Source organism: Streptomyces sp. NPDC043996 (genome assembly GCF_056435225.1).
This window is the reverse complement of record NZ_JBWKEY010000013.1, coordinates 62400-74978: the sequence shown is the minus strand read 5'-3', so window position 1 is coordinate 74978 and position 12579 is coordinate 62400. Positions and strand designations below refer to the sequence as shown.

14 protein-coding genes are annotated in these 12579 nt (G+C 73.5%); 8 read left to right on the top strand and 6 right to left on the bottom strand.

The window, feature by feature from the left end; all coding sequences use genetic code 11:
• Positions 1-85: 85 nt before the first annotated feature.
• A complete protein-coding gene (locus AC07A4_RS30050; RefSeq protein ID WP_478604522.1) occupies positions 86-526 on the bottom strand; it encodes a hypothetical protein in 441 nt (146 codons plus the stop codon).
• Between the two features lie 70 nt (positions 527-596).
• Here AC07A4_RS30050 and gadC point away from each other — a divergent pair, with 70 nt between their 5' ends.
• The 3 genes from gadC to AC07A4_RS30035 are packed head-to-tail and all read left to right on the top strand — an operon-like array spanning position 597 to position 3620.
• On the top strand, positions 597-2084 hold the full coding sequence (gadC, locus tag AC07A4_RS30045) for a glutamate/gamma-aminobutyrate antiporter GadC (RefSeq protein ID WP_478604519.1): 1488 nt from the start codon (positions 597-599) through the stop codon (positions 2082-2084).
• A 13-nt stretch (positions 2085-2097) separates the two neighbouring features.
• The gene (locus tag AC07A4_RS30040; protein ID WP_478604517.1) at positions 2098-2820 is read left to right on the top strand and encodes a DUF998 domain-containing protein; all 723 of its coding nucleotides are present in this window, start codon (positions 2098-2100) and stop codon (positions 2818-2820) included.
• 20 nt (positions 2821-2840) lie between these two features.
• Entirely contained in the window at positions 2841-3620 is a 780-nt protein-coding gene (locus AC07A4_RS30035; protein ID WP_478605032.1) for an alpha/beta fold hydrolase, read from the top strand.
• A 356-nt stretch (positions 3621-3976) separates the two neighbouring features.
• Here AC07A4_RS30035 and AC07A4_RS30030 read toward each other — a convergent pair whose 3' ends face one another.
• Entirely contained in the window at positions 3977-5029 is a 1053-nt protein-coding gene (locus tag AC07A4_RS30030; protein ID WP_478604515.1) for a LacI family DNA-binding transcriptional regulator, read from the bottom strand.
• A gap of 294 nt (positions 5030-5323) precedes the next feature.
• Here AC07A4_RS30030 and AC07A4_RS30025 point away from each other — a divergent pair, with 294 nt between their 5' ends.
• Positions 5324-5752, top strand: a complete 429-nt coding sequence (locus tag AC07A4_RS30025; protein ID WP_478604512.1) for a DUF5990 family protein — start codon at positions 5324-5326, stop codon at positions 5750-5752.
• 144 nt (positions 5753-5896) lie between these two features.
• Here AC07A4_RS30025 and AC07A4_RS30020 read toward each other — a convergent pair whose 3' ends face one another.
• Both AC07A4_RS30020 and AC07A4_RS30015 read right to left on the bottom strand, forming a co-directional pair.
• Positions 5897-6529 (bottom strand): DUF305 domain-containing protein, encoded by a 633-nt coding sequence (locus AC07A4_RS30020; protein WP_478604509.1) that lies wholly within the window; start codon positions 6527-6529, stop codon positions 5897-5899.
• Complete coding sequence (locus AC07A4_RS30015) at positions 6529-7203, bottom strand: DUF3105 domain-containing protein (protein ID WP_478604506.1); 675 nt, start codon at positions 7201-7203, stop codon at positions 6529-6531. The genes AC07A4_RS30020 and AC07A4_RS30015 overlap by 1 nt, the downstream gene beginning before the upstream one ends.
• A 205-nt stretch (positions 7204-7408) precedes the next feature.
• Between AC07A4_RS30015 and AC07A4_RS30010 the strand changes: the two genes are divergently transcribed.
• Positions 7409-7873 (top strand): Rrf2 family transcriptional regulator, encoded by a 465-nt coding sequence (locus AC07A4_RS30010; protein ID WP_478604503.1) that lies wholly within the window; start codon positions 7409-7411, stop codon positions 7871-7873.
• Here AC07A4_RS30010 and AC07A4_RS30005 read toward each other — a convergent pair.
• Positions 7768-9033, bottom strand: coding sequence for a globin domain-containing protein (locus AC07A4_RS30005; protein WP_478604500.1), 1266 nt, complete (start codon positions 9031-9033; stop codon positions 7768-7770). The two genes, AC07A4_RS30010 and AC07A4_RS30005, sit on opposite strands and share 106 nt — an antisense overlap.
• A 233-nt stretch (positions 9034-9266) precedes the next feature.
• Between AC07A4_RS30005 and glnA the strand changes: the two genes are divergently transcribed.
• The 3 genes from glnA (at position 9267) to aac(3) (ending at position 12114) form a co-directional block, all read left to right on the top strand.
• The gene (glnA, locus tag AC07A4_RS30000) at positions 9267-10628 is read left to right on the top strand and encodes a type I glutamate--ammonia ligase (RefSeq protein WP_478605030.1); all 1362 of its coding nucleotides are present in this window, start codon (positions 9267-9269) and stop codon (positions 10626-10628) included.
• Positions 10629-10703: 75 nt separating this feature from the next.
• Positions 10704-11177: a F0F1 ATP synthase subunit B family protein gene (locus tag AC07A4_RS29995; RefSeq protein ID WP_478604497.1), complete on the top strand. Its 474-nt coding sequence runs from the start codon at positions 10704-10706 to the stop codon at positions 11175-11177.
• Between the two features lie 85 nt (positions 11178-11262).
• Positions 11263-12114: an aminoglycoside 3-N-acetyltransferase gene (gene aac(3) / locus AC07A4_RS29990; protein WP_478604494.1), complete on the top strand. Its 852-nt coding sequence runs from the start codon at positions 11263-11265 to the stop codon at positions 12112-12114.
• Between the two features lie 21 nt (positions 12115-12135).
• Here the strand turns inward: aac(3) and AC07A4_RS29985 are convergent, their stop codons facing one another.
• Positions 12136-12567 (bottom strand): VOC family protein, encoded by a 432-nt coding sequence (locus tag AC07A4_RS29985; protein ID WP_478604492.1) that lies wholly within the window; start codon positions 12565-12567, stop codon positions 12136-12138.
• Between the last annotated feature and the right edge of the window lie 12 nt (positions 12568-12579).

Below are 12579 nucleotides of genomic sequence, written 5' to 3'. Positions count from 1 at the left end.
GCGCGTCCGCTGCTTCTGTTACACCGCTCACACCCGGGAGGTTCCCTCCTCGGGGCGGGCAGCGCGAAGCAGCCGGTACGGCGGCCTAAACGCGCAGCACGGACAGGCGGGCGAGCAGGGTGCGGGGCGGCGGCGGGCGGGGCCGCGGCGCGGCCCGCAGGCCCGCGGGCGACCCGGCGGGCGCGGCCGTCGGCGGGGGCCCCGCCACCGCGCCGAGCAGGGCGAACACGAGAGCGGCGCCCAGCACGGCCAGACACACGGACAGCGGGTCCATCCCGGTGTCGTGCGCGGGGACTTCGGGGCCGGCGGCGAGCGCGGCCGCGGACGCGGCACCCGCGAGCGCGGCACCCGCGTGGGCCTCTCCCTGATGGGGGGCCGCCGCCACGCGCGCGTGCTCCCCGGCCGCCGGACCGCCGTCCCCGTGCTCCTGGGGATGTCCCAGCGTATGCATGGTCACGATGCCGAACAGGAGCGCGGCGAGGAGCAGGAGTCCGCTCCAGCTCGTCGCGCGCCTCTTCGGGGTCATGGGCGCGAGCCTACCCCTACCCGGTATAGGGCGATGTGCGGGCCCCGTGAGAAACATTGATCATGAACCCATGACGACTACGGACAAGCCCGGACAGAGCGCGGGCGAAGCGGCGGCGGCCGACGAGGCCGCCGAGTTCGGTGAGGACACCGGGACCTCCCGGCAGTTCATCTCGTGGGTGACGCTCGCCCTGATGACGACCGCCTCGGTGGCGAGCCTGCGGCCCTCCCCGGCGATGGCCATCTACGGCCTCGCCGCCGTCTTCCTCTACCTGCTGCCCGCCGTGGTCTTCCTGCTGCCCACCGCGCTCGTCGGCGCGGAACTCGCCTCCGGGTGGACCGGCGGCATCTACCGCTGGGTGAGCGAGGCGCTCGGCAAACCCATGGGGTTCGTCGCGGTGTGGTGCCAGTTCGCGATGACCATCGCGTACTACCCGAGCCTGCTCGCGTACGTGGCCTCGACGTTCGCCTACGTCATCCATCCGAGCCTCGCCGAGGACGGCCTCTACGTGGCCATCGTCATCGTCGTCATCTACTGGACCGGCGTGTGGATCACGTCGCGCGGCACCAAGACCGTCGCCGGGCTCTCCTCGCTCGGCCTGGTGATCGGCACCCTGATCCCGGGCGTCGTCCTGATCGCGCTCGGCATCGTCTTCCTCGGCCAGGGCAACGAGCCCGCGGCGCCGATGACCGCCGACCACTGGCTGCCGCCGTGGACGGGACTCGCCAGCCTGGTGCTCATCGTCAACAACTTCCTGTCCTACGCGGGCATGGAGATGAACGGCGTGCACGTCTCGTCGCTGCGGCGGCCGCGCACCGAGTACCCCCGGTCGATCTTCCTGGCCACCGGCCTGGTGCTGCTCATCTTCATCCTTCCGGCCCTCGCCATCAGCTGGGTCATGCCGTCCGAGCAGCTCAGCCTCACCGCCGGTCTGATGCAGGGCTTCCAGGCGTTCTTCGACCACTTCCACGTCGGCTGGCTGACGAAGATCGTCGGCATCATGCTCGTGTTCGCGGCCCTCGGCGGCATGCTCACCTGGCTCGCGGGACCCGCCAAGGGTCTGGTGACGCTGTCGCGGCAGGAGGGGTACCTGCCGCCGTTCCTGCAGAAGACCAACAAGCACGGCGTGCCGCTGAACATCATGGTCGCGCAGGGCGTGATCACCACCCTGATCGGCGTCCTGTACGCGTTCAGCGACGACGTCTCCAGCGCGTACTGGATGTTCTCGGTGATCACCGTGCAGATCTACCTCATCGCCTACCTGCTGATGTTCCTCGCCGTGGTGCGCCTTCGGGTCACCCAGCCGCATGTGCCGCGCGGCTTCGTGGTGCCCGCCGTCACGCTCGTCGCCGGGGTCGGCTTCGTGGCCTCGGCCTGCGCGCTCGGCATCGGCTTCGTGCCGCCGGACCAGTTCGGCGACGCGCCCCTGTGGCGCTACCTCCTGATCGTCGGCGGCGGGCTCCTCGCGCTCGGCGTGGCGGCGCCCGCGGCCTTCCTGAAGTTCCGCAAACCGGAGTGGGTGCACCCCGACCACCGGAGCGCCCATGCCGCCAACTAGCCTTTATCGACATATGCCCACCCAGCCTCAGCCCCAGGCCGCCGGCGCGCCGCCCGCCGTCCGCCGCGCCGTCGCCGCCCTCCTCGTGCTCGGGGCCGCCGCCTACACCTCGTGGGCCCTCGAAGCCGTCCTGCCGACCGGCCTCTCGCCACTGCGGACGTACGTCAGCGAACTGGCCGCCGAGGACCAGCCGTACGGGGCCTTCTTCCGGGCGGTGGACTTCGCGGCGGGCGTGCTGGTGTGCGCGGGGGCCCTCGTCGGCCTGGCGCGGCTGCGCCCCGGGCCCGGCGCGCCCCGGGTCCGCCTCCTCGCCACCCTGGGCTGGCTGGGCCTCGTCGTCTTCGGCGCCGCCACCGCCGCCGACGCCCGGCTCCCGCTGAGCTGCGCCCCCACCGTCGACGCGGCCTGCGCCGCCCGCGAGCGGGCCGGGCTCGTGCCCGCCACGCACTCCGCGCACGCGGTCAGCAGCGCCGTCGCGGTGGCCGGGGCGCTGGTCGCGATGGTGCTGCTCACGGCGGCCGTGCGGCGCGCCCGGGAGGGCGGGCCGCGGCTGCGGCGGGCGCTCGCGGTGCTCGTCGCCGTCGAACTCGCCGCCACCCTCTGGACCCTGGCGGCCCTCCTCGCCCTCGACGCCGGGCACGGCACCTGGGGGCTCGGCGTCGGCCAGCGCCTCCAGGTGCTCGCGATCGCCGTGTGGCTGGTGGCGGTGGCGTGCCTGGTGCGGCGCGGGCGGTGACCGGGGGAGTGTTCGTGACGATCGACGGCGTACCGCACCACGTGCGCGTGACCGGACGGGGCCCCGTGTGCGTGCTGAGCGGGGGCCTCGGGCTCGCCTGGTGCGAGTGGGACCCGGTCGTGGACCTGCTCGCCCCTGATCGCACCGTCGTCGTCTTCGACCGCCCCGGGCTAGGCCTGAGCGCCCCCGGGCGCGGGGCGCCGACGCTGGCCGGGGAGGCGGCGCGGATCGCCCGGGTCCTGGACGCGGTGGGCCTGGGCGGCCGGGCCGTGACGGTGGCGGGCCACTCCCTGGCCGGGTTCCACGCGGAGGCGTTCGCGCGCCTGTACCCGCGGCGGACGGCCGGGCTCGTCCTCGTCGACTCCAGCGTCGAGGAGCGCACCCGGGCGCTGCCAGGGCGCGGGGCCCGGGTCGGGGCCGCGCGGGCGTGCGGGGCGGTCCTCGGCGCGGCCGGGGTGCCGCGGGCGGTGGGGCCCGCGCTGCGGGGCGGCTCCGTGCCGCGGGCGGTGCGCGGGGTGTACGGGGCGTCGCGGGTGTGGCGGGCGGCGCTCGTCGAGTACGCCACGTACGGCGACGTCGCCCATGAACTGGCCCTGCTCCGCCTCGATGCCGCGCTGCCGCCCGGCGCCCCCGTAACGGTCCTGGCCGCCGCCCCGGCCCCTTCGTCGCCCTGGCTGTCCCGCCAACGCGCCCTGGCCGCGGCCCTCGACGCCGCGTACCGCCCCCTCACCCCGGCGGGCCACCTCCTGATGCGCTCCCGCACCCGAGCCGTGGCGGCCGCGATCCGCACGGCGCGGTGACCCCGGAGCGGCCCGCCCTCCGCGCGGCGCGGTGCCCCCCCCGGAGCCTCCCGCCCGCCCGGCGGCTTCGGCGCTGTGCCCACCCGTCCCGCCCTCTGGGCGGCCCAGCTGCCCACAGCGGGGACGGCGAACAGTGCCCCCCAACCCACCGACCCGCAGCGCGACGCGTGGAGGCGCGGTGGCGGCGGAAGCCACCCACCCACCCGCAGCGCCACGCGTCGAGGCCACCGTGTCGAAGCCCAGGGGTGAACGGGCGGGCGGGTGGGAAACCCCCGCCGCGGTAGCGGCGGAAGCCACGCACTCAGCCGCAGACCGAAGGAACCCCGCCGCGGTAGCGGTGGGCACCGGGCGCCGGATCAGCCGCGCGGCAGTGAGCGCACGCTGGACCGGATCACGATGTGCGTCCCCAGCACATGCCGCTCGGGCCCGGACCGCGGCGGAGCCCCCGCCAGGGCGAGCCGCACGGCGGTGCGCCCCATCTCCTCGGCGGGGATGTGGACCGTGGTCAGCGCGGGCGTGAGGTCGGAGGCCACGGGGTCGTCGTTGTAGCCGACGACGGAGATGTCGTCCGGCACCCGGAACCCGTGCTCGCGCAGCGCGGCCACCGTCGCCGCCGCCACCCGGTCGTCCCCGGCGAACACGGCGGTGAACTCGGGCTTCCCGCCCGCCGCGCGGAGCAGCTCGCGGATCGCCTCGTACCCGTGGTGCGGCCCGAACCCGACGCCGTGCACGAGGGCGTCCGCGCGGGGCACGCCGTGGTCGGCGAGCGCGCGGAGGTAGCCCCGTACCCGGGCCTCGCCGGTGGTGCTGCCGGGCTGGTGGCCGATGAGGGCGATCCGCCGGTGCCCGGCGCCGAGGAGGTGGCTGGTCGCGGCGTGGGCGCCCGCCTCGTTGTCGTACTCGACGACGAGCGCGGGCACGTCGGGGGCGGGCGCGGGCCGACCGCACAGCACGAGCCGGGAGCCCGCCGCCGCGAGGGCCTGCGCGTACCGTGCCATCCGCGCGCGGTACTCGTCGTCCTCGATGACGCCGCCGACGAGGACCACGGCCTCGGCGGCCTGCTCGCGCATCATCTGCACCAGGGCCAGCTCGCGCGCGGGATCGCTGCCCGTGGAGGCGACCAGGGTCAGCCTGCCGTGCTTGGCCGCCTCCATCTCCACGCCCTGCGCGACGTACGCGTAGAACGGGCTGAGCACGTCGTAGGTGAGTACGGCGATGGTCTTGCGCCCGGCGCCCGCCAACGCGCGCGCGTGCGCGTTGGCCACGTAGTCCAGGTCCTTGACGGCCCGGAGGACCTTGGCGCGCGACGCCGCCGACGTCGGGTAGTTGCCCGCGAGGACCCGCGAGACGGTCGCTACGGAGACCCCCGCGCGCGCGGCCACATCGCGGATGGTGACCCGTTCCCCCACTGCCTGATCTCCTCAACTCACCCGATGACGCACCCGATGACGCACCCGATGACGCACCCGATGACGCACCCGAAAACACGCCCGCGAACACGCCCGACGACGCACCCGGCCCGCGGCGCCGGACGCGCCCCGGACCATCATCACCCGCGCCGCCCCGCCTCAGTGGGCGCCCTCGTACTCTCCCCGAACTCGTCGGCGCACTGCGCGCCGCCCCGCGCCCGCCACTTCGCGTGCACGCCGTCCCGGCCGGGGACCGGCGCGGGAATGTCAGACCCTCGTGGTGGGATGGAGGGCATGACTGAGACCCTGACGCTGCGCGTCGTCGGCCGTGATCTGCCCGGGGCGGAGTGCGGCGAGTTCCGGGACGTCCACGTGGGGGTGCAGCGGGGCAAGGAGCCGGAGGGCCTCGTCCGGGCGGACGCGGCGTCGGCCGTGTGGGAGTTCTCGGTGCGGGTGGTCACCGCGCCCGACGGCACGGCGGACTTCAGGGGGCCGCATGTGCAGGGCCCGCGCGGGGCCCGCTTCTTCTATCTGACCTGGGGCGAGCTGCCGTCCGGCGGGTCCTTCGCGATGTTCCGCCGGGCGAAGCTGTTCTTCGCGGATCTTCCTGCGGAGGTGCTTGCGGTGGGGGGTGGGGTGGTGGAGCTGGGGCTCACGGACGGGGCGGGGATGCCGTTGTGTGCGGGGGTTCGGGGGGCGGGGGTGGCGTGGCGGGCCCGCTAGCCCTCGCGGTGCGCCCCGCTGTGTCCATTAGCGCGCTCCGCACGCGGGCGCCCCTTCCCGAACCGGGGGCTGCCGCCCCCGTCCCCCCGCTCACAGACATTGGCGCTTCGCGCCTCGTCCTCAAACGCCGGACGGGCTGAATACCTACGGCTTCGCTCCCCGGGCCTTCAGCAGGTCGGCCATTAGCTTGACCTCGGACTCCTGGGATTCCACCATCCCTTGGGCCAGCCGCTTCTCCGCGGTCACGCCGCAGCGCTCCACACAGCCCTGAGCCATGTGGATGCCGCCCTTGTGGTGGGTGGTCATCAGCTGGAGGTAGTAGATCTCCGCCTTGCGCCCGTTCAGCTCGCCGAGCCGCTTCATCTGGGCGTTCGTCGCCATGCCGGGCATCAGCGCCCCGTCCTCGCCCGCGGTCGCGTCGTCCATGCCCATCCACTTCATGGGCGGGTCCTCGGACACCTTCGGCAGCTCCCACAGGTCGAGCCAGCCGAGCATCATGCCGCGCTGGTTGGCCTGGGTCTGCGCGATGTCGTAGGCGAGGCGGCGGATCTCCTCGTTCTCGGTGCGGTCGCGGACGATGTACGACATCTCCACGGCCTGCTGGTGGTGCACGGACATGTCCCGGGCGAAGCCCGCGTCGGCGGAGGAGCCCGACGGCGCGCCGTCGGGCCCCGAGCCGGAGGAGGAGTCGTCGGTGGACGCGACGGCGGCCGTGATGCCGCCCGCCGCGAGCACCGCGCCCGCCACGGCCCCGATCAGCCAGTCGCCGCGCCGCATCACTGCTCCAGACCGTTGGTGCAGGCGGCGCCCGGCTCAGGGGTCTGCTTGCCCTGCACGTACGTGGAGAAGAACGTGGCGACCTTCGGGTCGTCGGCGCCCGTCACCGCCCGCTGGTGGCCCCAGGCCGACAGGAGCAGCGGCTCCTTCTGCTTCTTGACCGGGCTCATCAACGAGTACGGCGTCTTCTTGACCTTCGCCTCGAGCTTCTTCAAGTCGGCGGGCTTCGCCTGGTCGTTGTACGTCACCCAGACCGAGCCGTGCTCCAGGGAGTGCACGGCGTTCTCGTTCGGGATCTCCTTGGCGTAGACGTCGCCGTTGCAGTTCATCCACACCTGGTTGTGGTTGCCGCCCACCGGCGGCGTCACCGGGTAGTTCACCTTGCCCGTCACGTGCGTGCGGCCCAGCTTCTTGGCGTCCCAGACCTTCTCGCCGTCCTTGGACCGGGTGAACTCCGCCACCGCCTTCGCGTCACCGGCCTTGCCCGATTCCGCGTCATCGTCGTCGGCCTGCGAGATGAGGAAGTAGCTGCCGATGCCGAGCGCGGCGACGATGACCGCGCTCAGGGTGATGGTGAGCGCGCGGGCGCGGCGCTCACGGGCGCGCTCGGCGCGCTGCATCTCCTGTATCCGTGCCTTGCGTTCGGCGCTGCTCGTCTTCTTGGCGGAACCCATGGTGTGTCCTTCTGCGGAAAGGGACGGATCGGATGGGCTGAACGGCGTTGCGAGTGCGTTGATCGTAGCCCGCGTGCTCCGGGAGGGAAGGGCCGCTCTGTCAAATACAGCACGCGGTGGCGGGCAGCCGTCCGGTTCGTCCGCTCGCGGCCCGTCGGCGGCCGAGGATTTGAACCGGACCTGCGCATTCCTTACGCTGCGCCGCATGCGGCTCCTGCACTCCACCGACCTGGCCCTGCGCGTGCTGATGCGCCTCGCCGTCGCGGACGCGGCCGGGACGGGGGCCGCGCCCACCACGCGCGAGGTCGCCGCCGACATGGCGGTGCCGTACACGCACGCCGCCAAGGTCGCGGCCCGGCTCAAGGGCCTCGGGCTCGTCGAGGCGCGGCGCGGCCGGGGCGGCGGGCTCGCGCTGACAGGGGCGGGGCGCACCGCGTCCGTGGGCGCCCTGGTGCGCGAGTTCGAGGGCGAGGGGGACGTCGTGGAGTGCGAGGGCGCGACGCCCTGCCCGCTGAACTCCGCCTGCCGGCTGCGGGGTGCGCTGCGCCGCGCCCAGGAGGCGTTCTACGCCGCCCTCGACCCCGTCACCGTCGAGGACATCGTGGCCTCGCCGACCGGGCCGCTGCTGATCGGGCTCGCCAGCCACAGGTCGGGGCCGAAGACCTCGTAGTGGATGTCGGCGGGCGCGACCCCCTTGGCCAGGAGCTGGGAGCGCACCGCCTTCATGAAGGGCAGTGGACCGCACAGGTACGCGCGCGTGCCGGGCGCGACCGGCAGCGCGGCCAGGTCGACGCGCCCCGTGCGGTCAGCCCGGTGGCCGGGCTCGGGGCGCTCGTACCAGAAGTCGACGGTGGCGCCCGGCAGTCCGGCCGCGTGCGCGAGCTGGTCCGCGCGCAGCGCGTGGTCGGCGGGGGAGCGGTCGCCGTGCACGACGGCGACGGGCCCGGTGTGGCCGTCGTGCGCGAGCCGCGCCAGCATCGCGACCAGGGGCGTGACGCCGATGCCCGCGGAGGCGAGCAGCAGCGGGGCGTCCGTCCGGTCGTCCAGGACGAGGTCGCCGTAGGGGTCGGAGAGGTGCAGCCGGTCGCCCGCGCGCACGTGCGCGTGCAGCTGGGCCGAGACCTCGCCGTCGGGGCCCGCGCCGCCCCGTACCCGCTTGACGCTGATCTGCCGCACGTCCCCGCCGGGCGCCCCGGAGAGGCTGTACTGCCGGATCTGCCGGGCCCCGTCGGGGAGCTCCACCCGTACGGACACGTACTGGCCCGCGCGGAAGGCGGGCGCGGGGCGGCCGTCGGCCGGGCGCAGCCGGAAGGTGGCGACGTCGGCCGTCTCCTCGATCCGCTCCACCACGTCCCACGCGCGCGGCGCGGTCGCGCCCGCCAGGATGCCCCGCTCGGCGTAAAGGCGGGCCTCGATCGCGATGAGGGCGTTCGCCATCAGCCAGTACACCTCGTCCCAGGCCGCCGCGACCGCGGGCGTGACGGCGTCGCCGAGGACCTCGGCGATGGCCGCGAAGAGGTGGCGGTGGACCGTCTCGTACTGCCGGGGGGTGATGCCGAGCGACGCGTGCTTGTGGGCGACGCGGGCCAGCATCACGTCGGGCCGGTCGTCCGGGTGGTCCACCAGGTGCGTGGCGAAGGCCGCGATGGACCCGGCGAGGGCCTGGCGCTGGCTGCCCGCGGCCTGGTTGCCGCGGTTGAAGAGGTCGCGGAGCAGTTCGGGGTGGGCCGCGAAGAGGCGGTCGTAGAAGCGCGCGGTGATGTCCTCGATGGCGGCGCCCACGGCGGGCAGCGTGGCGCGGACGGTGGCGGCGGACTGGTCGGACAGCAAGGGTGCCTCCTCTCGCGGGCCCGGTGCCCCGGCCCGCTAAAACTTGCATCTGAGATACCACTTTAAAGGAGCGGGCCGACGCCGCTGTCACCGCCTCCCGGCGACCGTGCACTATGGGCACTGAGCGGCCGCAACGCGTACGAAACGGTGTGGTGGGATGCTCATGTGCCGGGGCGACGTCCCATGGCTTGGGAGCAGCCGGTTCCGACCAGCAAGGATGGGTGGAAGTCGAGATGGACAAGCAGCAGGAGTTCGTGCTCCGCACTCTGGAGGAGCGCGACATCCGGTTCGTACGCCTGTGGTTCACGGACGTACTCGGCTTCCTGAAGTCGGTCGCGGTCGCCCCCGCCGAGCTGGAGCAGGCCTTCGACGAGGGCATCGGCTTCGACGGCTCGGCGATCGAGGGCTTCGCCCGCGTGTACGAGTCCGACATGATCGCCAAGCCGGACCCGGGCACCTTCCAGGTCCTGCCCTGGCGCGCGGAGGCCCCCGGCACGGCCCGTATGTTCTGCGACATCCTGATGCCGGACGGCTCCCCGTCCTTCGCGGACCCGCGCTACGTCCTCAAGCGCGCCCTCGCCAAGACCTCCGACCTCGGCTTCACCTTCTACACCCACCCCGAGATCGAGTTCTTCCTCCTGAAGGACCGCCCCCTGGACGGCTCGCGGCCCACCCCCGCCGACACCAGCGGCTACTTCGACCACACCCCGCAGAACGTGGGCATGGACTTCCGCCGCCAGGCCATCACGATGCTCGAATCCATGGGCATCTCGGTGGAGTTCAGCCACCACGAGGGCGGCCCGGGCCAGCAGGAGATCGACCTCCGCTACGCGGACGCGCTCTCCACCGCCGACAACATCATGACGTTCCGCCTGGTCATGAAGCAGGTCGCCCTGGAGCAGGGCGTCCAGGCGACGTTCATGCCCAAGCCGTTCTCCGAGCACCCCGGTTCGGGCATGCACACGCACCTCTCCCTCTTCGAGGGCGACCGCAACGCGTTCTACGAGTCCGGCGCCGAGTACCAGCTCTCCAAGGTCGGCCGCTCCTTCATCGCGGGCCTGCTGCGCCACGCCGCCGAGATCTCCGCGGTCACCAACCAGTGGGTGAACTCCTACAAGCGCATCTGGGGCGGCTCGGAGCGCACGGCGGGCGCGGGCGGCGAGGCCCCCTCGTACATCTGCTGGGGCCACAACAACCGCTCCGCGCTCATCCGCGTGCCCATGTACAAGCCCGGCAAGACGGGTTCGGCCCGCGTCGAGGTCCGCTCCCTGGACTCCGGCGCCAACCCCTACCTCGCCTACGCGGTCCTCCTCGCCGCCGGACTCAAGGGCATCGAAGAGGGCTACGAACTCCCGCCGGGCGCCGACGACGACGTCTGGGCCCTCTCCGACGCCGAACGCCGCGCGATGGGCATCGAGCCCCTGCCGCAGAACCTGGGCGAGGCCATCCACCTCATGGAACGCTCCGAACTGGTCGCCGAGACGCTCGGCGAGCACGTCTACGATTTCTTCCTCCGCAACAAGAAGCAGGAGTGGGAGGAGTACCGCTCCGAGGTCACCGCGTTCGAGCTGCGGAAGAACCTGCCGGTGCTGTAGCGAGTGTGCTGATTCGGGCGGATGTTCGCCGGAAAGCATGTTCGTTACGGGTGGAGTGTGGGTAGATCGTCCGGCATGGACGTCCTCGCGCTCGAACTCGGTCCCCTCCAGCCGCGCGTCGCCGATCTGCTCATCGGCGGCGTGCTGTTCGCCGCCGTCTTCTGGACCTTCGCCGGGGTGCTGCTGCCCCGCCTCACACGGACGCTCGCCGAGCGGGAGCGGCTGACGACGGGGCGGACCCGGGAGGCCGAAGCGACGCTCGCCGAGGCGGTCAGGGTGCGCGAGGCGCGCGCGGGCATCCTGGCCGACGCGCGGCACGAGGCCGCCCTGACGCGGCAGCGCGCCATGGAGGAGGGCACCGAGGAGATACGGGCGGCCCGGGAGGCCGGGCTGCGCGAGCGGGAAGAGGTCGTGGCCGCGGGCACCGCCCGCGTCGCCGCGGAGCGCGCCGCCGCGCGGGCCGAACTGGAGCGGGACGCCCGGCGCTTGGCGGCCCTCCTCGCCGAGCGCATCGTCGGCGAGCCCTTGGGCGCCACGACGGACCGCTGAGCCCCGGGGCGGCCTTCGCGCCCCGACTCCCCACGTCCGTAAATGAGTTGCTCGTGGGCGGTGGTGCGCGGATAGCGTCGCGGTCATGGACGAAGGGGAATTGCTGAAGAGGTCCGGCGGCCCCGTGACCCGGGGGCGGCTCGGGCGTGAGCTGCGGGCGCTGGGGCTCGGTGACGGGGACGTCGTCATGTTCCACACCCAGATGTCGGCCATCGGGTACGTGGCGGGCGGACCGCAGACGCTCATCGGGGCCCTGGCCGACGTCGTGGGGGAGCGCGGCACGCTCATGGTGACCTGCGGCTGGAACGACGCGCCGCCGTACGAGTGGACCACCGACTGGCCCCAGGAGTGGCAGGACGCCCTGCGCGCGGAGCACCCGGCGTACGACCCGGACCTGAGCGAGGCCGACCACGCCAACGGGCGGCTGCCCGAGGCGCTGCGCCGCTGGCCCGGCGCCGTGCGCAGCCGCCACCCGGACGCCAGCTTCGCGGCCCTCGGCGCGCACGCCGACGAGCTCATGGCCGACCACCCCTGGGACGACCCGCACGGCCCGGACAGCCCGCTGGCGCGCCTCGTCGACCGAGGCGGCCGGGTGCTGCTGCTCGGCGCGCCGCTGGACTCCCTCACGCTGCTGCACCACGCGGAGGCGCTCGCCGACGCTCCTGGCAAGCGGTTCGTGGACTACGAACAACCCGTCCTGGAGGGCGGCGAGCGCGTCTGGCGGCGCTTTCACGACATCGACTCCTCGGACGGCGCCTTCGACTACTCCCCGGTGGTGCCCGACGGCGTCTGGCCCTTCGAGGTCATCGGCCGTGAGCTCCTGGCCACGGGCAAGGGCCTGCGGGGGAGCGTCGGCGCGGCCGAGAGCCATCTGTTCGAGGCCCGGGACGTGGTCGACTTCGGGGTGGCCTGGATGGAGGAGAGGCTCGGCGGCTGAGGCCGAGCGGCCCCGGTCCGCTCAGCTCGGGCGCAGGGCGTCGCGCAGCGGCGTCGTGGCCCGCAGCCGGTACTCCTGGATGGACCAGCCGTTTCCGTCCGGGTCGGAGAAGTACAGGAACGTGCCGCCGTCCGCGTCCGAGTAGGAGACCGGTTCGGACAGCTCCAGGCCACGGGCCGTGAGCTCGTCGCGGGCCTGCTTCAGGTCCCTGACCACGAGCTGGAGGCCCTGGTAGGCGCCGGGCGCGGGCGTCGGGCCCGGCATGCCCTCCCAGACCGTGTCGCCCAGCATGACCGAACATCCGGAGCCGGGCGGGGTGAGCTGGATGAGCCGCACGCCGGGCACGACTTCCTGGTCGATGTCGACGTGGAAGCCGCACCGGTCGCGGTAGAACTCCTTGGCCCGGTCGAGGTCGCTGACGGGCAGGGGGATCACTTCGAGGGTGTAGTCCATCCCTCGATGCAA

What these genes read in the sequence shown, in the direction of transcription:
- AC07A4_RS30050 (WP_478604522.1), bottom strand. Translation starts at nt 526, where the DNA reads ATGACCCCGAAGAGGCGCGCGACGAGCTGGAGCGGACTCCTGCTCCTC.
- gadC (WP_478604519.1), top strand. Translation starts at nt 597, where the DNA reads ATGACGACTACGGACAAGCCCGGACAGAGCGCGGGCGAAGCGGCGGCG.
- AC07A4_RS30040 (WP_478604517.1), top strand. Translation starts at nt 2,098, where the DNA reads ATGCCCACCCAGCCTCAGCCCCAGGCCGCCGGCGCGCCGCCCGCCGTC.
- AC07A4_RS30025 (WP_478604512.1), top strand. Translation starts at nt 5,324, where the DNA reads ATGACTGAGACCCTGACGCTGCGCGTCGTCGGCCGTGATCTGCCCGGG.
- AC07A4_RS30020 (WP_478604509.1), bottom strand. Translation starts at nt 6,529, where the DNA reads ATGCGGCGCGGCGACTGGCTGATCGGGGCCGTGGCGGGCGCGGTGCTC.
- AC07A4_RS30015 (WP_478604506.1), bottom strand. Translation starts at nt 7,203, where the DNA reads ATGGGTTCCGCCAAGAAGACGAGCAGCGCCGAACGCAAGGCACGGATA.
- AC07A4_RS30010 (WP_478604503.1), top strand. Translation starts at nt 7,409, where the DNA reads ATGCGGCTCCTGCACTCCACCGACCTGGCCCTGCGCGTGCTGATGCGC.
- glnA (WP_478605030.1), top strand. Translation starts at nt 9,267, where the DNA reads ATGGACAAGCAGCAGGAGTTCGTGCTCCGCACTCTGGAGGAGCGCGAC.
- AC07A4_RS29995 (WP_478604497.1), top strand. Translation starts at nt 10,704, where the DNA reads ATGGACGTCCTCGCGCTCGAACTCGGTCCCCTCCAGCCGCGCGTCGCC.
- AC07A4_RS29985 (WP_478604492.1), bottom strand. Translation starts at nt 12,567, where the DNA reads ATGGACTACACCCTCGAAGTGATCCCCCTGCCCGTCAGCGACCTCGAC.